Origin of the sequence: Streptomyces sp. NBC_01244, assembly GCF_035987325.1 — a bacterium.
Classification (GTDB): domain Bacteria; phylum Actinomycetota; class Actinomycetes; order Streptomycetales; family Streptomycetaceae; genus Streptomyces.
Genome location: NZ_CP108488.1, coordinates 1,166,672 through 1,189,048 on the forward strand (window position 1 = coordinate 1,166,672; position 22,377 = coordinate 1,189,048).

Below are 22,377 nucleotides of genomic sequence, written 5' to 3' on the forward strand. Positions count from 1 at the left end.
TGTGGCGGCGGCGCACGACCCTGCGCGCGCCAAGCGTCGAGAACGTCGCCGTGCCCGCTGCGGAATTCGGCGGCCCCGCGCACCAGCCGTAGCTCAATCAGGCCGGGCACGGTCCCCGACACCTTCGCCGCCGGAAGAGCGGTATGCCGGTGGGTCCCACCGGTGCAGCACTGACATCCGATCTTTGCTGAATACTCAACCCACGACCATGCAGGCGTCAAGGGTCTAGACCACTTGGGTTCGGGAGATGCGGACCTTCCTACGATGGGAAGGTTCACCGCAAGGGCAGGCCCTCGTCTGCCGCGGATGCCGTGTCGTGGCGGTCGTCGAGGACGATGACGATCTCGTCGGTGTGCGGTCCATGGACGCCTTCCACCCGATCGAGTTCGATGTCGATGGTGACCAAGGGCCTTCGAAGACCTCGGCGAACCGCGACCATCGGCACGACCTCGCGGCGGTAGCCGGTGTCGAAGTGCATCTGCCCGCAGCACGACTGCGCGGACGGCACCTCGATGGCGTGGACGAGGCGTTCCAGCAAGCTCACCACGGCCTGACCGGTCCACGGGTAGAGCGTGTTCGTGAGGCACGTGGCGAATAGTGCGATCCGCATCTCAGACGTCCTGCTTCGCAGGCGCGTCATCCCGTGCCGAGACCCGGGGGTAGCCGTGCCCGGCCGTCACGACGAGGCCGTCGGCAGTCGCAGGCCAGACATTCCGCCGTCCGCGGCGAGTGCTGTGCGGGGTGACGACCCCAGGGCACGCCGATCAGCCGAAGGTCGCCCGACCGCCACGTCCCGAAGTCGAAAATGACCGACACAGGGGTCGGCATGCGCCAGATGGCACGCTACGCGCCTCGGCCTCGACCACACCTTCCAGCAGTTCGCAGGCCCCCTCGCGCCGAGGACAGCCGAAGTCTCTGTGACAGAAATGTTGCGCACTTCTGTCACACGGTATTGATATGTCCCGATTTACGAAGTCTTGGAGATGTGACCAGAGCTGGAATTGTGCGCATCGAGCACAGAACTTGTTCGAATGGCGTGTAATCTTGCAATCGTACGCATGGGGGTCGTACTCCGGACCGCATGTTGTCGGTTGGCGCAATGCGCAGCAATCCTGCGAGAGATGCCCACCGATCGCCCTCTCCGCGCACACCCGCCTATCGTCCCCGGCCACAGGCCGTTGCGGAGCAGCGAGCGCGCTTACGGACACGAGTGCCGCGTTGCGATCACGACCGCGCAGCCTGCCGACCGCCTGTTATCCGACTCATCGTCATAGACCATCACCACAGCAACGGTTGCCGCAGACAGCGTCGCCACCCTGGGGGGAATTGCCATGCCCGAAGACAGCACCGAACTGACCCGACGGCGAATGCTGCTGGGTACGGGGGGCACACTGGCCGCCGCTGGACTCGCCGTGCTCGGCCTGGCCGGCCCGGCTGCCGAACCAGCCCGCGCCACCGAAGCCACCGATGCCGAGACCGACTTCGACGAGACCTACCACGGCCGCAGGATCCGGGGGACTTCCGCCGCCGAAGACCAATTGCTCGCCGCCAGACGCCAGCCCCACGCCGCCAGACACCAGAATCACGGCAGCCAAACCATCCTGATCGATGGTCAGGAATTGCACGCGATGCGGAACGCCGACGGCACCTGGATCAGCGTCATCCACCACTACCAGACCTTCGGCAGCCCGCGCGCCCTCGCCCGCGCTGCCGTTATCGAGCTCCAGGGAGCGTCTCTGCTTCCGCTCGGCTGAGCCCGCGCCTCAGCCGCAGAGATCGCCCGTACCACCCTTCCGCTGTCAGCCCATCGACAAGGATCACCGAGCATGGCAACGCGCAAGAACCAAGCCACCCTCACGGCCGCGGAGAAGAGCGACTTTGTCGCCGCCGTCCTCGAACTCAAGCGCCGAGGCCGCTACGACAGCTACATCACCACCCACAACGCCTTCATCACAGGAGACACGGACAACGGAGAGCGGACCGGGCATCGCTCCCCGTCGTTCTTGCCCTGGCACCGCCGCTTCCTGCTGCAGTTCGAAGCTGATCTACAGTCGATCAACCCCAACGTGACCCTGCCGTACTGGGACTGGACCGTCGACCGTACGGTCGACGCCAGCCTGTGGGGACCCGACCTGCTCGGCGGCAACGGCCGGACCACCGACCGCCAAGTGACCACCGGTCCGTTCGCCTTCAGCGGTGGCAAGTGGCCCATCACGGTCCGCACCGACACACGGGACTACCTGCGGCGCTCGCTCGGCTCAAGCACCGCCGGCCTGCCCACACGTGCCGACGTGGAATCCGTGCTCGCGGTCGGGACATACGACACCGCGCCCTGGAACAGTTCCTCCTCCGGCAGCTTCCGCAACCAGCTCGAGGGCTGGGTCGGGGTGAATCTTCACAACCGGGTGCACGTCTGGGTGGGCGGGAACATGGCCGAAGGCATGTCGCCGAACGACCCGGTGTTCTGGCTCCACCACTGCTTCATAGACAAGCTCTGGGCCGAGTGGCGCGCCCGGCACCCCGATCAGGGCTACCTGCCGACCACGGCGACCCCCAACGTGGTTGCTTTCGGGGACCGGATGAAGCCGTGGAACGACACCACGCCGGCCGACATGCACAATCACTTGCGCCGCTACCGCTACGACAGCGCGTTCTGACCGACCCGGCGTTCCGGCAACGACCTTGGCGGCCGGACTCGGCGGATTGTGGTCACAGGCAGCGGCATGCTGATCGGGGTGGCCGCGAGTCCGGTGCGTCTTCTCGATCAGTCCGCGGACCTGCAGTTCGGTGTAGGTCGCCCAAGTCTGGTCGTTCCAGACCGCGGGCATCGCGCCCAGCAGGTTCGGGTGTGGCCGAACTCGGCGGCAAGCACAAGGATTCCGACCGTGAGCCCCGCCGCCGGCGCCGGGCGACCTACAACCGCTACGGCGGAGTGCGGCACCTGTTCGCCGCCCTGGACCTGGCCAAGAACAACCTCTACGGCCACATCAAGCCGGTCAGGAAGCGCACCCAGTTCCTGAAGTTCTGCCGCTACCTGCGCAGCCTCTACCCGCCGGAGGTCCGCATCTCGATCGTCAGCGACAACTTCTCCCCGCACCTCACCACGAAGAGATGCCAGCGCGTCGGCACCTGGTCGGCGGCGAACAACGTCGAGATGGCCTACACACCGACCAACCGCTCCTGACTCAACCGCATCGAGGCCCGGCGACCCTGCCCCAGGTGTCCGGTGCGGCGGCTGTGGCGGGCGCCGCGCCCGCCACAGCGACGAGGGGGATGGCTGCGGTGGTCACGAGGAGGCCGCTCAGAAAGCGCCGCCCGTCGAGGGGGAGGGATGAGGCATGGGGGTAGCGCATCAGGGGCTCCGTGGGGACGAAGTAAGAGCGGGAGGACCGTACGTGCGAGCCGTCGCGTGGTGTGGAGGTGGAGCGAGGAGCGGCATGAGGGCAGTGATCGCCCCTCGTCGAGCCGGGCTGCTCGGTGTGGGGCCGGTGTGTGGGAGAGGTGCACGACGCCTTGGTAGCCGGGTCTACTTCCTGGACGCGCTGCCCAGACATGAGTGAGCGGTCCGATGGGTGTCGGCGGGCCTGGCCAGCTCCGCGCTAGGGAGCTGCCGCGGATCCGCTGTCAGTAGGGGCCGTTGACGTTGTCGATGGACCCGTAGCGGTGGGCTGCGTAATTGCACGCTGCCGAGATGTTGGCAATCGGGTCGTAGACGTCCCACGAGGTGCCGGCCACGTGGTAGGCGCGGAAGGTCGGATCGATGACCTGCATGAGGCCCTTTGACGGGATTCCTGCCTTGGCGTTCGAGTCCCAGAGGTTGATGGCGAAGACGTCACCGCTCGACTCACGCATGAGGTTCCGGTAGATGCCGTCATAGCTTCCGGGAATTCCGTTGTCCTTCATCACCAGCAGCGCGTGCTTGATCCAACCGCCAATTCGCTTGTCAGCGGCAGGTGCTGCGAATGCCTGGGCGGACATGACCACGTTGCTCACGACGAGGAGAAGCGCTGCTGCGGTGAGCCCGCCAGCGGAACTCTTGAGAACTTTCGAAACGAATCTCTTTGCAAGGGCGGAAGGAGGCATGGCTTCGTCCTTCAGTGGATACCGTGAGGGCGGGGATGTGGGCTTGGCCTTTCGTGCGCCGTGAGCTGCCGCGTCCCGTGTCCGCTGCGCGTGGCCCGGCCGGCGAGCCGGGGCTTGGTGGCGAGGGAGGCCGGCCGCCTGTGGTTCTGTGAGCTGACCAGCCGGCCGGCTCGCACTGGGGGTGCGCACTGGGCAGGATTTCCACGGGTGCTCGGCGGAGGTGTCCCGCTGGCGCAGTCGGACAGATCCGGTTCTGCCCCAAGGTGCGGCGTAGGGTCCGTCGGTCGTGGCGAGAGTGTGCGTGCACCGACGTGTGGAAAGTAGCCACCGCTTGGAGGACCGGAAGGATCGGTTCGTAGTCGTGGTCGTGGTCGTTGTTGTCGACCCAGATGAGTTCGTGGAACTCGACCTTGGTACGGACATCGATCCCGAAGGTCGGCTCGTCGATGATGAGCATCTCGGTTTGGCCGGCAAGCCACTTCGCGAGGCTTACCTTCTGCTGGTTTCCGCCCGACAGGGTGCCCACCTGCTGACCCGAGGCTCAGAAGAGGACGAGGGCGCGGGACGTGACATCACCGAGGCAGATGCCGATGGACACGGTCTGCGAGCCGATCCGGCTCAGACTCGTCGAGAACGACATCGGCCGACCCGGCGAAAAATGGTGAACGTCAACGCGCTGGCCCAAGAGCTCGATGTCTCCCCCACCTCGATCCCCGAGGCACTGGCCCGCCTTAAGCCGGACGGACTGCTCGTCCGGCGCTCCTTCGCGGGCTACGCGGCGGCCCCACTGCTGGGCGCCGCGAGTTCGGCGAACTGTTCGAGATGCGCATGATCCTCGAGCCGGCAGCGGTGGGGAAGGCGGCCGGCAGGATCACCGAGGCCGAGCTCGCCTCACTGGCCGAAGACCTCACCGCGCTGTGGGACACCCGCGGCTTCAGCAGCCGCGGGTCCCGCCAGTCCTTCCTCGATCACGACGCACACTTCCACGACCGCATCGCCGCCGCGTGCGGAAGCGCCTTGATGCGCCGAATGCTCGACCGCCTGCACGCCCACGCACACCTGTACCGGCTGCACTCTCGGGAGGACGTGGCGACCGAGACCTGCCAGGAGCACAATCGCATCCTGGAAGCGCTCGCCGCGGAGGACCTCGACATCGCCGAGTCGGCCATGCGCAGCCACATCCGCCGCTCCCGCGCACGCCTGACCAGCGCCCTTGGCGCCGATTCGGCCGGCCGCTCCGGTTCATGCGGACCGGATCGAACGCCGGGTGCGGCGACAACGTGACCGGTGAATCGTCCGAGGTTCGAGACATCGGGTGCTCCCCTACTCTTCGGTTCGGTTCGCTTCGGTAAGATCTTGGGCCACTCGATGGGCAGGCCGGGTCCGGCGGTCCATCGCCACTCAGGCGATGTGGCACCACACGGTCTTGCCGGCCGCGACCGGGCAGGCACCCCAGCGGGTGGCCAGCGCCTGCAGCAGCTCGAGGCCCCGCCCGTGCTCCGCGTCGTCGTCGGCGCTCGTGGCGACCGGCAGCCGCGGGTCCGGGTCGGTCACCACGATGGTCAGACCGCACGCGCTCCAGTACACGTCCATCCGGACCCGGAACGGCTCACCGCCCACGTCGGCATGCGTCAGTGCGTTGCTGAGCAGCTCCGTGGCCAGCAGCGCCGCCGTGTCGACCATCAGCTCGGCACATCCGCAGACCCCGAGGGTCTCGATCAGCCGCCGCCGCATCGTGCTGATGCCCGCTACGTGATCCGTGCTGAGGGTCAGATCCGGCCCGGAGGCACCTACGACGCAAGGCCGGGTACGAACGGCTGCTGTAGTCATCAGGACTCCAAGGGATGAATCGGACGATGTATCCACATTCGCCGGTCCACCCGCCGCGCACAGCCGTAGTACTACCTGTTCGCCACCACGTACGACCCGCGTAGTACCTGGGGTACCGGATGGCAGGTGCGGCAGCACGTTCCAGGCACTGGGTAGGAAGATCTACGCGGGCCGGGGCCTGCCTCGCCAGGGTCGTCGTCGCCGACGGCCGTTAAATGACCACCGCCCAGGGCTCAAGCGTCCGGGTGGCCGGCCATCCAGGAGGCGATCTGTGCGCGGGAGCGGAACCCGAGCTTGACGAGGATCTTCTGGACATGGCCCTCAGCGGTGCGCTGCGAGATGGCCAGTGCTGCGGCGATCTCCTTGTTGGACAGACCCCGGGCGACCTGTGTGGCGACGCCCCACTCCCGGCGGCTCAGGAGCTCCCTGCCGGATGCGGCGGACCCGGTCCGCGCAGCCGCATCCTCGCCGATGGTCACACCGAGGGCGTAAGCGACCGCCTGGTCGATGCCGAAGCCGTGCCCGCGGGCCACGGCGGCGTCGAACGAGCCCTCGCCGAGCTGCTCCCGGGCCAGCTTCCCGAAGAGCTTTCTCGTGCTGTCGTAGAAGGCGATGGACCTGAGCAGCGTGGCCTTCTCGCCCAGCCTCTCGGTGATGCCCAGAAGAATGGCGCCGCGCTCGTTCTCGCCACTGACGACGCCCGCCCCCGCCATGAGCAGGGTGGCCAGACCCGTGCCCGTGATGTCCCTGAAGGCCTGCGCGATATGGAGGACTTCACGCCCTCGGCCGGCTGCTGCGATCGGATCGAGTCGGCCGAGTTCGGCGAAGCCGAGGGCGATGAGCGCCCAGGAGCGAAACCACTGCTCATCGTTGTTCACGCAGTAGCCGAGGGCCTCCTCGGCGGCTGCCGCGGCTTGGTCGAAGTCTCCGAGCTGGTCCGTGGCCAGGGCCAGCAGGAGGAGCGCCTGTACCTTGGCCTGCACCTCGTCCGAGTCCGTCCCGTCCACCTCTCCAAGGCGCCGCAGAGCTTGGTCACCCAGCTCGACTGCCGCGGCCAGGTCACCAGCACTCAGGGCGATCAGCCCTTGGCTGGCCAGGGAACTCGCCTCCAGTGGCCGGTCCCCGAATCGCTCCGCGAGGCTCTCGCACTCCCGCTGCGCTCCTGCGGACGCGGCCTGATCGCCCTGGATGGAGGCAAGATGCCCCAGGGTCCTCAAGGCGCCGGCCCGCGCACGTGACGGCTCGGTATCCAGCGCGAGCGCCCGCTTCAGCCAGTGGTGGCCTTCCCCTACAGGCCCGGACGCAACCCAACATGCGTCCATGGCCGCAAGGATCCGAATGCCCGCCTGGCTCTCCCCGGGAGTGGAGAGACTGAACTCGAGAGCGGCGCGCAGATCGGCGCGCATCGCCCGCATCCGCCCCGCCCAACGGACTTGCTCAGGGCCGAACCACTCCTTCTCCATCCGCGTGGCCAAGGCCAGAAACCAGTTCCGATGCCGCCGGGCGAATTCAGCCTGACGGCCGGACTCTTGCAAACGCTCCCGCCCGTACTGAGCGAGCGTGTCCAGAAACCGGTACTGCACGTCTCCGAGCCTCTCCTCCCTCATCAGGATCGACTTGTCCGCGAGGCCGGTGACCGTCTCGAGGACCAGCCCGGCCGGCAGGTCCTTCCCGCCGCACACGTCCTCGGCCGCAGCCAGGCCGAACCAGCCGGCGAACACGGAGGACCGAGCCCACAGCAGGCGTTCCTCGTCCGAACAGAGCTCATGGCTCCAGTCGACGGTGGCCCTCAAGGAGCGTTGCCGGGTGGGGACCGCACGGTCCCCCGTCGCCAGAAACCCGAACTGGTTTTCGATACGTTGAAGGATCTGCCCCGGAGACAGCACCCGGGTCAGGCCCGCGGCCAACTCGATCGCCAGCGGCAGGCCGTCCAGCCGACGGCAGACCAGTGCGACCGTGGGTACGTTCTCCTCCGAGAGGAGGAATCCGCTCGCGGCTGCGGCGCGCTGGGCGAACAGCGTGATCCCCGGAAACTCGGCGGCAGCGGCAAGCGTCATGGGACGACCACCGCCCGGATCCTGCGGAGCCGGTACCGGAAGCGGCTTCACCAGCCACTCGGGCTCCCCGCTCATGCCCAAGGACTGCCGACTGGTCACCAGCATCCGGACATCAGGGGCCCGCCGCAGGACCACACGGATGAATTCCGCACAGGCCGAAGCGACCTGCTCGCAGTTGTCGAGCACCAGGAGCATGCTCCGCTGGCGAAGGAAGGCAATGACAGCCTCCAGCCCACCGCCCCTGGCCGAGCTGTCGATCCTCAGTGCGTCGACCAGCGAGTAGGCCAGTAGACCACCGTCCGTCAGGGGCGCCAGGTCGACGAAGCGCATGCCATCCTGGAACGACCGGCGAACCTGAGTGGCCACCTGCAGGGCGAGCCGTGTCTTGCCGATGCCACCGGGTCCGGTCAGCGTGACCAGCCGGGACTCGGACAGCAGCGCACTCACCTTGCCGATGTCCTCCGTCCGCCCTACGAAGCTCGTCAGCTCGGCGGGCATCTCGCCGGCGGATCCGCGGTGGGACGGAACGGTGTCTTCCATGTTCGATGGTTACACTCGCTTGTTTGGAGGGGCAACCGTACGTCCGCCTGCTCCTCGTCAGCCGCCCTGACGGACTGCCCAGGCGGCGATCTGGGCTCGGGAGGTGAAGCCGAGCTTGGTGAGGATGTGATCGACGTGCCCCTCGACGGTCCGCGGGGAGATCACCAGCCCCTCGGCGATCTTCCGGTTGGACAGTCCGCTCGCCACCAGCCCCGCAACCTGCCGTTCCCGTGCGGTCAGCGGACTGGGCTCCGCGTCCGCGGTGTCCGCATCGGCAGGCCGCTCGGGCTCGTCGCCTTCGATGCCGAGCGCATAGTCGATCGCCGCGTCGAGATCGAAGGCGTAGCCCCGCGCCGCGGCCGCATCGAAGGGCGGCCCACCGAGCTCCGCCTTGAGCTGCGTGGCGAGAGCATCGTTCACGACGGACTCCATCTCACTGAGGACAGGTACGCCGAGCTCGTTACAGATCCGCCGACGCGCTCCGAGGAGTTCGGCGGCGCGTCCGAAAGCGCCCTCGGCCGCCAAGGAGCGGACCAGGAGCAAATAGGAAGTGGCCAGACCGATCGCATTGTCATAGTCACGTGCGATCTGGATGCACTCCCTCGCGTACCGGATCACCGCTTGGTGGTCGCCGACGCCGTACTCCGCGATGGCCCGGCCGGCCAGTGCCCAGACGAGGTCCGCACGGCCCCCGAACTCCACGCTGCACCGTACGGCCTCCTCGTGGGCGCTGACCGCCTCGTCGTAGTGGCCGAGCATCGCGTGCGCGACGATCACAGCGGACAACAACTGTGCCCGCTCGGGCCCTCCGGCGTACTCGGGGCACGCCAGGGCCTGCTTCGCGCGGGCGAGCGCCGAAGGGTAATCGGCTCGGTTCACCGCCAGCTCCGCCTCGACGCTGTGCGCACGGGCGGCCATGAGCGGGTCGCGCAGGTGTCGCGCCACGATGTGGCAGTCCCTCAGGGCCGCCTCGGCAGGGGCGTAGTCCGCCCGACTGGCGCAGATCGAGGCCAGACTCCGGAGGGACATCGCACGGGCCAGGGTAGGTTCCGTGTCGGCGGCCAGGGCCCTCTCCAGCCACAGCCGCCCCTCACTTGCCTCAGCGCCCGCGTGCCAGTACGGCAGCAGTGCGGCCGTGAGCCTCAGCCCGGCCTCCCCTTCCCTCGGCGTCGTCACGCAGTACTCCACGGCGGCCCGCAGATTGCCGTACTCACGACGCAACCACCGCGACCAGTCCAGCTGGTCGGGTCCCCACCACTCCGTAGCCATCTCCTCGGTCTGCTGCAGGTACCAGTCGCGGTGGCGTCTGGCGAGCGTCTCCTCCGCGCCGGCTGTGCGCAGCCGGGTGCGCCCGTAGTCGGCGAGGGTTTCGAGCAGCCGGTACTGGAGCTCGCCGAGTTGTTCCTCAGGGACCAGGATCGATTTGTCCACCAGTCCGGCAAGGACGTCCAGGACCTGCTCCCGTGGTAGGTCCTCGCCCGAGCAGACGCCTTCGGCTGCATCCAGGCCGAACCTGCCCGCAAACACCGACGCCCGGGACCACAGGAGCCGCTCGTGTGGAGTGCACAGTTCGTAACTCCAGTCGATCGCCGCCTCAAGGGTGCGGTGCCGGTCGGGCACCGTCCGGTCGGGCGTGCCCATCGGCCCGAGCCGCTCGTCGTAACGCCGGACGAGCTGTCCGGGGGAGAACACCCGGGTCTGGACTGCGGCCAGCTCGATGGCCAGCGGCAAGCCGTCCATCCTGCGGCACAACCGCACCACGTCCGGCCAGTCCTCTCTGTCCACCGAGGCCCCACTGGCCGCCGCGGCCCGCTCCGCAAACAGCACCAGCGCCGGGTACTGCACCGGCGCCGGCGAACTCTGCGCACCTCCCCCTCTGAGCTCCGGTTCCGGGACAGGCAGTGAAGGAACCCGCCACACACACTCACCGGTAACCCAAAGGCGTTCGCGGCTCGTCGCCAAGATCCGTACCCGCGGCGCCCGGCGAATCACCGAGTTGATCAAGGACGCGGCCTGACCGACGATCTGCTCGCAGTTGTCGAGGAGGAGGAGCACCTGCCGCTCGCGCAGGAAGTCCAGGATGACGTCCGCGGCCTCATGCCCCGACCTGTCGTGGATCCGCAGGGCCTCGATCACAGACGCGTCCAAGGCCGAACGCGTCGTCGCCGCGGACAGGTCGACGAACCACACACCGTCCGCGAACGCCCTCCGCAGGTCGGTAGCCACCCGCATCGCCAGCCGTGTCTTGCCAACGCCACCGATACCCGTCAGGGTCACCGCCCGGAACTCGGACAGCGCGGCCTTGACCGCAGTGATGTCCTCCCGACGCCCCACGAAGGTCGTCAACTCCACCGGCATGCCGGTACCACCCCAGCGAGTCCGCACAGGAGTGGCCATATCCGGAACGGTAGGTCGATCCAGGAGACACGGCAACGTGGCGCCCACAACACAGGCAAAACACCCGCGGCGCGGTGGGTATGTCCGGCGCAGAGGCTGCCCGGCGTACAGGCAGATGGCTGAGAACCGCAGCGTCACAGACTCAGCACACACCGTAAGAGTTACCTCCAGATCGCTCCGCCCGCGCGCCTCGGCGAGCCGGTGTCATCCGAGTGCCAACCCTGCTGCCGCCGAGGGTGCCGCGCAGCCTCTGTTCGACCCCGGCCACGTGCACCGTGGCCCAGGCCTGGGGCGAGCTCGGGGCTGCGCTGGGTGATGGCGTCGAAGGTCGCGCGGTGCTGCTCGCGGGTCCGCGCGACCGCGCCGCGGCAATCGCCGTGGCGGAGGCCGGTGCCTCGTGTTCGCGGTTCGTCCTTACCCCCCGGACCCTCACTACCTTCGGTATGTCGCCGGGCGGCTGGAGCCGGTAGACACGGAGCGCATTGCCATGGAACACCGCGTTCCTCTCCCCCGGGCTCAGCCCCTCGACGAGGTGCCCGGCGATCCGGACAACCTCGGAGTAGTCGGCCCGGAGGGTGCAGACGGGCCAGTCCGAGCCGAAGAGCAGCCGGTCTGAGTCAAAGGCCTCAGGACCACGTCGGCGCACAGCGCGTCCGCGGCCGGTGGCGGCCTCGGTCACCAGCCCGTGGAGTTGGCGGACGCTGTCGGGCAGGGCGGCAGTTTGCGAACGTGTGCCGCCCACGGATCAAGGGTGCGTTCGGCGCCCAGCGGCTTGCCCAGGTGGTCGAGGACGAATGTCAGCCCGACGAGCCAGGCCGCCCCGAGCGCGGCCGCGGGCAACCGGTGCGGCTTGACGACCAGGTCGTACGCGAGGCCGGCCTCGGCGACGGCGATCAGTCCGTTCGACGACGCTGACGCCGGCCGCCGCGGCTCCGGGGGCGAGGTCGCCGGCGCCGAAGGAGCGGTTCAGTGGGGCAAGGGCCTCGCCGGCGGCGTCGAGAAAGGAGGGGGAGCCGAGCCAGACCACCCCGCGGTTGCCGGTGTCGCGCACTGTCCCAACATCTCCATGTCGGTCCACCTGCTCGGACCGGAGAAGGCCCCCGGCCCGGACTGCGAGTCGAGGATGTCGTAGCCCCCATTGGCCGGACAGTGGCACACCTCCCCGAACGGGAGGTCTGCCCACTGTCCGGCCAAAAAGGGTGATCGGACGTGTCCCGAAGGATGCACTTCTGCTGTACCGGGATCTTGGGAGGGTAGAGCCCGGCGCCCGCCCGCTGTCAGGTCGGGCGGGCGCCGGGGGTTGCGGGGTCAGCTCACCTTGGTGAACTTCCACTGCTGGTTGGTGCCGGTGTGGCACGTCCACTGGATCAGCTGGGCGCCGTTGGTCGCCTTGGCGCCCGGGACGTCCAGACACTTGCCGCTGGCGACCGATACCAGCCGGTAGAGGTCGGTGGTCCCGCTGACGGGCTCGGCCCGCCACTTCTGATTCGCACCGCTATTGCAGGCCCACTGCTGGATCAGGGCACCGTCCGTGGTGATCTTCTCGCCCGGCAGGTCCATGCACTTGCTGCTGAACGCCGCCACCAGCGCGAAGGTGCCGTTGCCGGCGTCCGTCAACCGCCACTTCTGGTTGGCGCCGGTGCCCGGCGTGTACTGGATCACCGCCGCACCGTCGGCGGAGGACATGGAGCGTACGTCCACCGCCAAACTGGTCGCCTTGTTGGTCAGGTTGTACGTCGACCCGGCCTGCGGGCCCGTCGCCGAACCGGTGGCGACACCACGGCCGTTGAAGGTCACCGAATCGACGTCGAAGGCTACCGAGCCCGGCTTGAACACCGCGTACACGGTGTGGGTGCCTCCCGGGTCCGTTATCTTGACGGCCGGCTGAGACGCGTAAGTGTCCCAACCGCCGGTACTGGTGACGGGGCTGGTGGCGATGAGCGTGCCGGTCGGGGAGTCGGCGCGCAGTTCGACCGTGCCGCTGCCGCCTGTCGGGGCCGAGGTCCGGAAGGACACCGAGTCCAGCCCGGACATGTTCATCGGGGCGAAGGAGATCCAGTCGTTGGTGCCGATGTAACCGATGCGCTTCCCGCCTTCGGCAGCAGCGCCCTCGACGACCTGGATGCCGGACTGGCCGGTGAAGTACTCGGCCTGCTTCTTCTTGGGCTGCAGGGTGGCACTGGTGGTGCCGGTCAACCCGCCCCGGTCGGTGTAGTCGGCCGAGAGCACGAAGTAGGTGTTGGCGTCCGCGTCGTGGCCGGAGGCGCTGGTCTGGATCGTTCCCGAGCAGCCGGTGTACTGGCCGGTGTCGTGGCTGTGGCTGTCGTGACCGAGGGCGGCGGTCACCTTGATCTTCGAACAGTCGATGGTGCCGTCCTCTGGATCGACCACGCTCACCGTGTAGTTGATGGTGTCGCCCAAGGAGAGGAAGCCGCCGTTCACCGGGGTGGTCAGGGTGACCTTGGGTCGGGTATTGCCGACGGTGACGGTCACGTTGGCGGTGCCGGTCTTACCACCCGGGTCGGTTACCGTCAGGCGGGCGGTGTAGGTACCGTTGGTCGTGTAGCTGTGGGACGGCTTGAGGCCGACGCCGGTGGTGCCGTCACCGAAGTCCCACTTGTAGGTGATGGCGTCACCGTCGGGGTCACTGGACCCTTCGGCGGAGAAGGTGGTGTTCAACGGGGCCTGGCCGGAGTCGGGGCTGCCGGTCGCCTTGGCGAGCGGCGACCGGTTGCCGGCCACGTAGTCGATCCGGTAGATACCGTCGTCCGTGTTCGCATGACCGTAGCCCTCGCCCCACTCGGCGACGTACATCGCGCCGTCCGGGCCGAACTTCATGTCGATCAGGGCGTGCGCGTTGAGCTGTGCGGCGAGGGGGTTGATCTTCAGGAGGCTGCCGGCGGAGTCCAGGCGCATCTCCTTGACGAAGTCGCGGGTCCACTCGTAGAAGAACGGCGTCTTGTCGAAGTACGCCGGGAACTTCCGCTCGGAGGTGCTCGCCGCGTCGTAGTGGTAGAACGGACCGCCCATCGGGGCCGCACCACCGGCGAGGTCGATCTCGGGGAACTCGGCGGAGGCGTGGTAGTTGTACCAGACCGTCGCGGGCTTGGCAGCCGGCAGGGTGGTCAGCCCGGTGTTGTTGGGCGAGTTGTTAACCGCCGCAGCGCAGTTGAACTTCGGAAGGACCGTGGTCGGCTTGGTGAAGTCGTAGTCGTTGTACGGCGTGTTGTTTCCCGTGCAGTACGGCCAGCCGTAGAAGCCCGGCTCCTTGATCAAGTTCCACTCGACCGTGCCTTCGGGGCCGCGGTTGGCGTTTGCCGCGTGTGAGTCGGGCCCGTAGTCGCCGGCCGCGATCCACCCGGTGGTCTTGTCGACCGAGAAGCGGAAGCTGTTGCGGAAGCCCATCGCGTAGATCTCGGGCTTGGTCTTCGCGGTGCCCGGGGCGAACATGTTGCCCGAGGGAATGGTGTAAGTTCCGTCGGCTTGCGGCTTGATGCGCAGGATCTTGCCACGCAGGTCGTTGGTGTTGGCCGAGGAGCGCTGGGCGTCGAACTTCTCCCGGCCCGGCCGCTCGTCGATCGGGGTGAAGCCGTCGGAGGCGAACGGGTTGGTGTCGTCGCCGGCACCGATGTAGAGGTTTCCGCCGGGCCCGAAGGCGAGGTTGCCTCCGGTGTGGCCGGGTTCGTCGGTGCCACGGTAGGCCGGGATCTCGATGAGCTTCTTCTCGCTCGCCATGTCGAGGGTGTCGTCCGCCTTCACCGTGAAGCGGGAGACGCGGTTGACCTCGGCCGTGCCGGTGGGTGAGTAGTCGACGTAGATCCAGCGGTTCGTGGCGAAGGCGGGGTCGAGCACCAGGCCGATACCGCCGTCCTCGCCACCGTCGTAGACGTCCAGCTTGCCCGCGAGGTGCGTCTCAGGTGCACCGTCATGGGTGTGGATGACGTTGACCTTCCCGGAACGCGACATGTAGAAGACCTTGCCGTCGGGGGCCACGTCCAGCTGCATGGGCTGGTCCGGCGCTCCGTCCAGGGTCACCTTCTGGTAGCGCTGGGTGACGCTGCCACCGCAGTCGCCGGGGGCGTTGCCCGCCGCCCACTTCAGGCCGCCCAAGAGGTGCTGCTTGAACAGCGTCTCGGAGTACGCGGAGGCCTCATGACCCATGGCGGTGGCCCAAACCTTGCCCCCCTCGGCATTGCGGCACCAGGAGATGGGATGGTCGGCGCCCATCTTGTTGGGGCCGGCGTCATAGGTGGTCTCGTCCGCGGTGACCAGCACGTGCACGTCGCCGCGCGCGTTCTTGTCGAAGTTGTACCACTCCTCGGTGCGCGCCCAGCGACTCGGGAGCCCCTTGGTCGAGGGGTGGGCCTGGTCGGCGACCTTTGCGGTGCCGGCGAGGATCGCCGAGTGCTGCGTCATGTGGGCGCCGCCCATGACGGTCTGGTCCCACCAGGGGAACTGGCTCTCGATGTTCATGTCGACCGCGTTGTGGACTGCTACGACACCGCGGCCGCTGCGCACGTAGTTCTGCATGCCCTGGCGCTGGGCATCGGTGTCCCAGACCATCCCGGAGGTCTGGAGCATGACGACGGCCTGATAATCGTTCAGGTTCGCCGAGGCGAAGATCGCCGAATCCGCGCTCTGGTCGACCTGGAAGTTGTTGTCGGTGCCGAGCTGCTTGAACATCCCAACGGCCGCATCGATGGAGCCGTGCCGGTAGGCGCCAGCGGCGGTCTCGGTGAACACCAGGACCTTGAAATCCGGCGTAGCGGCCTGTGCGGGCGGCGCCTGGACCACGGCCAGGGCGAGGAGGGGGGCACTGAGCGCGGTCAGGGCGCGCTTCAGTCGGGGTCGTTGCACTAGAAATCTCCCGATGAATGGGGGGAAACGGGGGTGGATCAGTGCTCAGAGCGATTTCAGGAAGGCGAGGCCGTCTGCGGCGAGCGCGTCCGGACTCTGCGCCAGCGGGCGCCAGATGGACGCCGCGGTGGCGATCGTCGTGTTGTCGGGGGTGAATGACTCGATGACCAACGGGCCCAGGTAGCCGCTGTCGTTGACGGCCGCGGCGAAACCCGGCCAGTCGAAATGGTCGCCTCCGGGGGCGCCGCGGTCGGTACCGCAGACCTGGAGGTGGACGATCCGCTCCCCGGCCGCACGAACGGCCCGGTCGGGGCTCCTTTCTTCGATGTTGAGGTGGTAGGTGTCGAGGGCGAGGCCGCACTCGACGGGCAGTGCATCCAGCGCCTGTTCAACGGTGTTGATCAGGCTGGTCTCATAGCGGTTGAGCGGCTCGACGCCGATCCTCACCCCGCGCCCTGCGGCATGGTCCAGGACCGGCTTGAGGTTCTCCCTCAACTCCGCGTATACGGACTTCCGTTCGTCGCGGCCCAGTTGCCAGGTCCGGCCCACCGAGGCGTACGCGGGCCCGCTGATCGCCGGGGCGCCGACGACGGCCGCCACGTCCACGCAGTGCCGCAGGTACTCCTGGGTGTCGTGGATGGTCTCGGGCGAGGCGGCGACCAGTTCCCGGCCGGGCGGCATGACGAGCACGACGGAGGCTGCCAGGCCGAGCCCCTGCAACAGGTCGGCGGCTGCGTGCGGGTCCCACTGACCCGGCTGCTCCACCGGGAGTTCGATCACATCGAAGCCCAACCCGGCTACGTGTGGTGCGAGTCGAGCAAGTGCGGCATCTGTGAGGGGCGAGGTCCAGACCCAGGTGTTGACGCCGATCGGGAGCATCTACTTCTTGCCTCCCCAGTTCTGCGGGTAGCCGGCCATGGCCTCACAACCGCAGAGCGCGTAGTGGAGCGGCGGCATGCCCGGCTTCAGGTAGCCGGCCAGGTTGTCCTGGGTGATGGTCGGCTGGGGCAGGTTCCAGACCTTGGGCACGCTCTCGCCGCCCAGGACCTTCAGGGCGGCGATGATCGGGGTGCGCCACTGGTAGGTCGGGTAGGTCGGCGCGATCGCGGTCAGCTTCGCTTCCTTCCACTTCTGCAGGAAGTCCTGCTGGTCTTCGCCGTTGATCGGCGGGACGGTCTGGCCGGCGTCCTCGAAGGCCTCGGCGGCGGCGACAGCGGTGGCACCGGCGTCCATCCAGACGCCGTCGATCTTGCCGTGGCGCTGGATGTAGTTGGTGACGATGCTCTTCGTCTTGGCGGCGTCTCCGTCGGTGAACTCCACGCCCACGACGTCGAGCTCACTGTTGTCGAAGGCGATCTTGGCGGCCGACCAGCGAGTCTCCAGGACGTCCACGCCGGGCAGGATGCGCAGCGCGAGGATCTTGCCCTTGGGCTTGACCTTCTGCTTGAGGAACTCGGCGCCCTCCGCGCCGAAGGCGTAACCGCCGATCGGCTTGATGAAGGTGACCGGACAGTCGGCCTCGACGCCACGGTCGAACACGATGACGGGGATCTTCCCGCACGCGGCCTTGACGGCGGGGGTGAGAGTGGTGGTCGTGTTGGGCGAGACGATGAGCGCGTCGCAGCCCTTGGCCTGGAGTTCGGCGATGTCGGAGATCTGCTTGTCGTCCTTGCCCTCGGCATCCAGGACGGTGAACTCCTTGATCTCCGGGTGGGTGGCGACCTCCGCCTGCATGGTCTTCCAGCCGACCTGCCGCCAGGGGTTGTTGGTCGCCGCATTGGAGAAGCACAGGTGGTACGGGCCGGCCTTCTTGTACTGGGCGGTGTCGACCGGCTGCGGGTCGATGGCCTGCTCCCACGGCTTCTCCGCCGGACCGGTCGCCGGCTTGGAGCGCATCGCGAGCTGGGCTTCGTAGTCGGCCTGGACGAAGAACTTCGACTGGTCGCCGGTGTTGTTCTTCTTCGCCCCGGCGGTGGCCCCCGGCGAGGAGGAGCTCGCGGGCTTGTCGGTGGCGCAGGCGCTGAGCGGGAGCAGTGTGGCGAGCGCGGCGGCGACAAGGACGTATCTGCGGTCGAGCGGCACGATGGTGGTTCCTTACGAAGCGAGGGCGGGGGTGGCACGCCGGCGTGGGTGCCACGGGAGCTGGAGGGTTCCGAGGGCGACGGCAACGATCAGAATGAGTCCCTGCACGGTGAACTCCAGTGCGCCGGAGATGCCGTGCAGGTTGAGCAGGGTGAACAGGGCTTGCAGGGTGAAGGCTCCGGCGATGGCGGCGACGACCGAGCCACGGCCGCCTCCGAGCACCACACCGCCGAGCACGACGGCGGTGATGGCCTGGAACTCCAGACCCTGACCGACCTGGGCCGACACGCCGGCGAAGCCGCCGAGCAGAATGGCGCACACCGCGGCGGACAGGCCGGACAGGACGAACGCGATGGTCTTGACCCGGTTGATGCGTACGCCGGACAGGGCTGCCGCCGTCTGGTTGTCACCGGTGGCGACCAGGGTGCGACCGAAGTCGGCCCGCATCAGCCAGACCACGAAGGCCACCACCGCGCCGAGGACGAGCGCCGACCACGGCACCGGCCCGAGGCTGCCCCGTCCGAACTGACGGAACTGCTGACTGAGCGCACCGCGCGGTGAACCGTCCGTCCACAGAGAGACGGCGCCGGACAGGATCATCAGCATGCCGAGGGTCACGATGAACGAAGGCACCCGCAGCAGCGTGGTCACCAGTCCGTTGACCGCTCCGACCAGCGCGCCGAAGGCGAGCAGCAGAGCGATCACCGGCCAGGTCGCGCCGGGGTCGCCGTCGACCAGCCGGGCCGCGATCACCACCTCGGCGGTGACCAGCGAGCCGACGGACAGGTCGAACTCGCCCGACACGATGACGAAGTACTGGCCGGCGGCCAGGATCGCCAGCGGGGCGGCCCGCTTGACGAAGGCCAGGAAGCCCTGGGGTTCGAGGAAGTACGGGTTGGCGATGGCGATGGCGACGAGCAGGACGGTCAGCACGCCGAAAATGGGCAGGTTGCGTCTCATCGGGCGTACCTCCTGCGGGCGTAGACCGCCAGGGCCGCGACGAGGACGACGCCGCGCACCACGTCCTTGGCGAAGGAGTTGATTTCGAGCTGGTTGAAGAGGCTGTCGAGGACCGCCAGGAGCAGGACTCCCCCGACGGTGCCCGCGACGCCGCCGCGGCCGCCGGCCAGTGCGGTTCCGCCAAGCACGACGGCGGCGACAGACTCCAGGTCGTAGCCGCCGTCGGTGCCCACAGTGGGCGCTCCGGCGCCGAGCCGGGCGGCCAGGAGCAGGCCCGCGGCGCCGGCGGCGAGGGAGCACAGGACGTGCGTGGTGACGATGACCCGGTCGGTCCGGACCCCGGACAGCCGGGCGACCTCGGGGTCACCGCCAACGGCGAAGATCCGGTAGCCGAGGGTGGTGCGGCTCAGCAGGAACCAGGCCGCGACCGCGATCGCGATCCAGAGGAGGGCGGAGACCGGCACGGGGCCGATCCGGTCGTAGCCGAGCCGTTGGAACGACTCCGGGACATGGCCGGCGGGCCCGTCGTACCGGCTCTCCAAGACGCCCTTGATGATCAGTGCGACGCCCAGGGTGGCGATGAAGGCGTGCACCTTCAGCTTGGTGATGACCAGTCCGTTCACCAGGCCGACCACGGCGCTGACCGTGAGCGTGGCGCCGATCCCCGCGAGGACTCCGTACTCGGCCATGGTCTCGGCCGCGATGAGCGAGCTCAGGCTGATCAGGAAGGCGACCGACAGATCGAGCGAGCCGGCCAGGATGGCCAGGGTCTGCCCGACGGCGACGATGCCGAGCGCTGCCGAGCGCTGCTGGATGCCGACGATGTTCGCCTGGCTGAAGAACTGGCCGCCGTCGATGGTGAAGAGCAGCCAGCTGACCACCAGCAAGAGGCCGAGGGCCAGGTAGACGGGGCGGGCGGGGCTGTCGACGGCCAGGCCTCGAGGGGCGGGGCTCTTCGCCCGCAGGTTTGCGACGAGCTGGGTCATGATCCGGCCGCCAGGTGCATCACGGCTTCCTCCGAGGGGTTTGCGGGCAGGTGACCGGCTATCCGGCCGTCGCGCAGGACAACGATGCGATCACTCATGCCGATGAGTTCGGGGAGCTCCGAGGAGATCATCAGGACGGCCATGCCGTCCTCGGCGAGCTCCCGGACGAGCTCGTGGATGGCGGCCTTCGCGCCGACGTCGACACCGCGGGTGGGTTCGTCGAACAGCAGCACCTTCGGAGCCACCGTCAGCCACTTGGCCAGCACGACCTTCTGCTGGTTGCCGCCCGAGAGGAGGCGCACCTCCTTCTCCGGGCTCGGCGGGGCGAGACGGACCCGCTTCAGGAGGTCCAGTACCTTCGCTCCGGAGCGTTGCCCGCGTGTCCGGGCCACCAGCAGCGCGTTGTCGCGGACCGACTGGTGCAGCACCAGCCCCTCGGACTTGCGGTCCTCCGTGACCAGGCCGATCCCGGCGGCGATGCCCTCCCGCACTGATCTCGGGCGCTTGGGGGTCATCTCACCCCGGCTGAAGGGCTCGGCACCGAACAGGGCCTTGGCCAGTTCGGTGCGGCCCGCGCCCTGGAGCCCGGCGACCCCGACGATCTCCCCGGCGCGTAGCTCCAGGTCGATGCCGTCGAGCCGGTCGTTGCCACCACCGCGCACCGTGAGGAGTACGTCCCCGGCCTCGCGGGTGGCGCGCGCCGGGTAGTAGTCCGTCACATCACGGCCGACCATCAGGCGGACCAGGTCGGCGGTGGTGAGCTGATCGATCGGGACGGTGGCGACCTTGACCCCGTCCTTCAACACGGTGACACGGTCTGCGAGTTCGAATATCTCGCGCAGCCGGTGCGAAATGTAGAGGACGGCGATGCCGCGCTCGCTCAACTGGCGCACGAGCCGGTACAGCAGCTCGACCTCGTGCTCGGCGAGGGCCGCGGTGGGCTCGTCCATGACGACGATCCGGGCCTCCACCGAGAGCGCCTTGACGATCTCGACGACCTGCTGCTGCGCGACCGACAACCGGGCCACCACGTCGCGTGGGCCGAAGGAGAATTCACCGAGTTCGTCCAGCAGCAGGGCCGTGGCCTTCTCCATGGCCTCCCGGTCGACCAGGCCGCGGCGCGCGGGCTCCCGACCGAGGAAGACGTTCTCGGCGACGGTCCGTTCGGGCAGGAGCGTCAACTCCTGGTAAATGATCGAGACGCCGGCCCGCCGGGCATCGATCGGGTGCCCGAACTCCAAGGCCTGACCGTCGAGCTCGATGGTTCCCTCGTCGGGCCGGTGCACTCCGGCGAGGATCTTCATCAGCGTGGACTTCCCGGCGCCGTTCTCGCCGATGAGGGCGTGCACCTCCCCGGCGGCGACGTCGAGGTCGACGTTGCTCAGCACGCGGGCGCCGGGGAAGCTCTTGCCTATGCCCGTCATCCTCAGCATTCGACCCACCCTCCCTCTCGGACGGACCGAAGGATCTCGTCGGTGATGTGAGCGGCACGCGCACCGTCCTCGAAGGTGGGCAGGCCGTCACGGTGCTCGCCCCTGATCGCGGCGTAGGTATCGGCGACGAACGCGTCGAAGCAGTCGTGGAAGCCCTGCGCGTGACCGGCCGGCAGCGGCGAGTAGGGCTTCGCGGCACTGGAGAGCGTCATCGGGTCGCGCACCAAGACGCTGGAGCCGCTGCGCCCGCCGAGCCAGAGCCGCTCGGGGTCCTCCTGGTCGAAGGCGAGGCTGCCGGAGGCCGCGGAGATCTCCAGGAACAACCGGTTCTTGCGGCCGGGGGCGACCTGACTGAGGGAGACCGAGCCGAGCGCACCGGTCGCGGTGGCGAAGTGGACGGTGGCGAGGTCCTCGGTGAGGACCGGTCCGCTCAACCGATCGGCGACCACCACGGAGGTCTGCGCGCAGACCTTGGTGATCCGGTCGCCGGTCACGAACTCCACCAGGTCGAACCAGTGTGAGCCGATGTCGCCGATCGTACGACCGGGTCCACCCTGCTTGGGATCCACCCGCCAGTTGTCGTCGGTCGACTTCAGCAGCCAGTCCTGCAGGTAACTGCCCTGGATCAGACTGATCCGGCCGAGGTCGCCGAGCCGCGCCCTGGCCTCACGGACCATCGCGTGGAAGCGGTAGGCGAACGGGACCGTGGCGACCACGCCTGCCTCTCGAGCGCGGCCGGCCATCATCTCGGCGGTGGGCGCGTCGGTGGCCAGCGGCTTCTCACAGACCACGGCCAGCCCGGCGTCCAGCGCCTTGAGGACGATGGGCGCGTGCAGGTGGTTGGGGGTGCAGACGTGCAGAACGTCGATGAGACCGGACTCGATCAGTTCGTCGGCCGATTCGAATGCGTTCTCCGCGCCCAGGCTCCGGGCGCCTTGCAGAGCGCTGTCCAGGTCCGCGCCCGCGATACCCACCAGCCTGGCACCGGCTTGCCGGACGGCTCGGGCGTGGATCTGTCCTATGAAGCCAGTTCCGACGACGCCGGCCCTAACTTCCGCTGACTCTCGTCTTATCTCGAGCATGTCCCGGATCATATGAATGACTTATGATGGAGGTCAAGCATAAGTGCAGCCGTTCCTACGATTAGTCCGA

General features: G+C 68.2%; 16 protein-coding genes and 3 pseudogenes. 5 read left to right on the forward strand and 14 right to left on the reverse strand.

Annotated elements, in window-relative coordinates; all coding sequences use genetic code 11:
- Nucleotides 1–274: 274 nt before the first annotated feature.
- Entirely contained in the window at nucleotides 275–610 is a 336-nt protein-coding gene (locus tag OG247_RS44745; RefSeq protein WP_442813221.1) for a heterodisulfide reductase-related iron-sulfur binding cluster, read from the reverse strand.
- A 721-nt stretch (nucleotides 611–1,331) separates the two neighbouring features.
- On the opposite strand from OG247_RS44745, the gene melC1 reads away from it, so the two are divergent.
- From melC1 to OG247_RS05025, 3 genes and pseudogenes are all read left to right on the forward strand, one after another.
- On the forward strand, nucleotides 1,332–1,754 hold the full coding sequence (gene melC1, locus OG247_RS05015) for an apotyrosinase chaperone MelC1 (protein WP_327251058.1): 423 nt from the start codon (nucleotides 1,332–1,334) through the stop codon (nucleotides 1,752–1,754).
- 72 nt (nucleotides 1,755–1,826) lie between these two features.
- Entirely contained in the window at nucleotides 1,827–2,657 is an 831-nt protein-coding gene (gene melC2, locus OG247_RS05020) for a tyrosinase MelC2 (RefSeq protein WP_327251059.1), read from the forward strand.
- Between the two features lie 194 nt (nucleotides 2,658–2,851).
- Nucleotides 2,852–3,181: pseudogene (locus OG247_RS05025) on the forward strand (IS630 family transposase); the annotation flags it as partial.
- Between the two features lie 443 nt (nucleotides 3,182–3,624).
- Here the strand turns inward: OG247_RS05025 and OG247_RS05030 are convergent.
- Together OG247_RS05030 and OG247_RS05035 are read right to left on the reverse strand one after the other, a co-directional pair.
- Entirely contained in the window at nucleotides 3,625–4,083 is a 459-nt protein-coding gene (locus tag OG247_RS05030; RefSeq protein ID WP_327251060.1) for a transglycosylase SLT domain-containing protein, read from the reverse strand.
- A gap of 385 nt (nucleotides 4,084–4,468) precedes the next feature.
- Nucleotides 4,469–4,618, reverse strand: a pseudogene (locus tag OG247_RS05035) (ATP-binding cassette domain-containing protein); the annotation flags it as partial.
- Between the two features lie 293 nt (nucleotides 4,619–4,911).
- Here OG247_RS05035 and OG247_RS05040 point away from each other — a divergent pair.
- A pseudogene (locus OG247_RS05040) lies at nucleotides 4,912–5,208 on the forward strand (FCD domain-containing protein); the annotation flags it as partial.
- 276 nt (nucleotides 5,209–5,484) lie between these two features.
- Here the strand turns inward: OG247_RS05040 and OG247_RS05045 are convergent.
- The 4 genes from OG247_RS05045 to OG247_RS05060 form a co-directional block, all read right to left on the reverse strand.
- Nucleotides 5,485–5,913, reverse strand: coding sequence for an ATP-binding protein (locus tag OG247_RS05045; protein ID WP_327251062.1), 429 nt, complete (start codon nucleotides 5,911–5,913; stop codon nucleotides 5,485–5,487).
- 233 nt (nucleotides 5,914–6,146) lie between these two features.
- A complete protein-coding gene (locus tag OG247_RS05050) occupies nucleotides 6,147–8,510 on the reverse strand; it encodes an ATP-binding protein (protein ID WP_327251063.1) in 2,364 nt (787 codons plus the stop codon).
- A 57-nt stretch (nucleotides 8,511–8,567) separates the two neighbouring features.
- On the reverse strand, nucleotides 8,568–10,907 hold the full coding sequence (locus OG247_RS05055) for an ATP-binding protein (protein WP_327251064.1): 2,340 nt from the start codon (nucleotides 10,905–10,907) through the stop codon (nucleotides 8,568–8,570).
- A 142-nt stretch (nucleotides 10,908–11,049) separates the two neighbouring features.
- The gene (locus tag OG247_RS05060) at nucleotides 11,050–11,649 is read right to left on the reverse strand and encodes an amidohydrolase family protein (RefSeq protein WP_327251065.1); all 600 of its coding nucleotides are present in this window, start codon (nucleotides 11,647–11,649) and stop codon (nucleotides 11,050–11,052) included.
- Nucleotides 11,650–11,757: 108 nt separating this feature from the next.
- Between OG247_RS05060 and OG247_RS05065 the strand changes: the two genes are divergently transcribed.
- On the forward strand, nucleotides 11,758–12,039 hold the full coding sequence (locus OG247_RS05065) for a hypothetical protein (protein WP_327251066.1): 282 nt from the start codon (nucleotides 11,758–11,760) through the stop codon (nucleotides 12,037–12,039).
- A 176-nt stretch (nucleotides 12,040–12,215) separates the two neighbouring features.
- On the opposite strand, the gene OG247_RS05070 is transcribed toward OG247_RS05065, so the two are convergent.
- Genes OG247_RS05070 through OG247_RS05100 form a run of 7 tightly spaced genes read right to left on the reverse strand, consistent with a single transcriptional unit; the run spans nucleotide 12,216 to nucleotide 22,319 of the window.
- Nucleotides 12,216–15,764: a ThuA domain-containing protein gene (locus OG247_RS05070; RefSeq protein WP_327251067.1), complete on the reverse strand. Its 3,549-nt coding sequence runs from the start codon at nucleotides 15,762–15,764 to the stop codon at nucleotides 12,216–12,218.
- Between the two features lie 45 nt (nucleotides 15,765–15,809).
- Nucleotides 15,810–16,643, reverse strand: a complete 834-nt coding sequence (locus OG247_RS05075) for a sugar phosphate isomerase/epimerase family protein (RefSeq protein WP_267039802.1) — start codon at nucleotides 16,641–16,643, stop codon at nucleotides 15,810–15,812.
- Nucleotides 16,644–17,846 (reverse strand): substrate-binding domain-containing protein, encoded by a 1,203-nt coding sequence (locus OG247_RS05080; protein WP_327251068.1) that lies wholly within the window; start codon nucleotides 17,844–17,846, stop codon nucleotides 16,644–16,646.
- A gap of 12 nt (nucleotides 17,847–17,858) precedes the next feature.
- Complete coding sequence (locus OG247_RS05085) at nucleotides 17,859–18,806, reverse strand: ABC transporter permease (protein WP_327251069.1); 948 nt, start codon at nucleotides 18,804–18,806, stop codon at nucleotides 17,859–17,861.
- Nucleotides 18,803–19,792 (reverse strand): ABC transporter permease, encoded by a 990-nt coding sequence (locus OG247_RS05090; protein ID WP_267039799.1) that lies wholly within the window; start codon nucleotides 19,790–19,792, stop codon nucleotides 18,803–18,805. The genes OG247_RS05085 and OG247_RS05090 overlap by 4 nt, the downstream gene beginning before the upstream one ends.
- Nucleotides 19,789–21,225 (reverse strand): sugar ABC transporter ATP-binding protein, encoded by a 1,437-nt coding sequence (locus OG247_RS05095; RefSeq protein WP_327251070.1) that lies wholly within the window; start codon nucleotides 21,223–21,225, stop codon nucleotides 19,789–19,791. Before OG247_RS05095 ends, OG247_RS05090 begins: the two co-directional genes overlap by 4 nt.
- Nucleotides 21,219–22,319: a Gfo/Idh/MocA family protein gene (locus OG247_RS05100; protein ID WP_327251071.1), complete on the reverse strand. Its 1,101-nt coding sequence runs from the start codon at nucleotides 22,317–22,319 to the stop codon at nucleotides 21,219–21,221. Before OG247_RS05100 ends, OG247_RS05095 begins: the two co-directional genes overlap by 7 nt.
- Nucleotides 22,320–22,377 lie beyond the last annotated feature (58 nt).

Coding starts and splice junctions, on each gene's coding strand:
- OG247_RS44745 (WP_442813221.1), bottom strand. CDS start 610: ATGCGGATCGCACTATTCGCCACGTGCCTCACGAACACGCTCTACCCG.
- melC1 (WP_327251058.1), top strand. CDS start 1,332: ATGCCCGAAGACAGCACCGAACTGACCCGACGGCGAATGCTGCTGGGT.
- melC2 (WP_327251059.1), top strand. CDS start 1,827: ATGGCAACGCGCAAGAACCAAGCCACCCTCACGGCCGCGGAGAAGAGC.
- OG247_RS05030 (WP_327251060.1), bottom strand. CDS start 4,083: ATGCCTCCTTCCGCCCTTGCAAAGAGATTCGTTTCGAAAGTTCTCAAG.
- OG247_RS05045 (WP_327251062.1), bottom strand. CDS start 5,913: ATGACTACAGCAGCCGTTCGTACCCGGCCTTGCGTCGTAGGTGCCTCC.
- OG247_RS05050 (WP_327251063.1), bottom strand. CDS start 8,510: ATGGAAGACACCGTTCCGTCCCACCGCGGATCCGCCGGCGAGATGCCC.
- OG247_RS05055 (WP_327251064.1), bottom strand. CDS start 10,907: ATGGCCACTCCTGTGCGGACTCGCTGGGGTGGTACCGGCATGCCGGTG.
- OG247_RS05075 (WP_267039802.1), bottom strand. CDS start 16,643: ATGCTCCCGATCGGCGTCAACACCTGGGTCTGGACCTCGCCCCTCACA.
- OG247_RS05085 (WP_327251069.1), bottom strand. CDS start 18,806: ATGAGACGCAACCTGCCCATTTTCGGCGTGCTGACCGTCCTGCTCGTC.
- OG247_RS05090 (WP_267039799.1), bottom strand. CDS start 19,792: ATGACCCAGCTCGTCGCAAACCTGCGGGCGAAGAGCCCCGCCCCTCGA.
- OG247_RS05095 (WP_327251070.1), bottom strand. CDS start 21,225: ATGCTGAGGATGACGGGCATAGGCAAGAGCTTCCCCGGCGCCCGCGTG.
- OG247_RS05100 (WP_327251071.1), bottom strand. CDS start 22,319: ATGATCCGGGACATGCTCGAGATAAGACGAGAGTCAGCGGAAGTTAGG.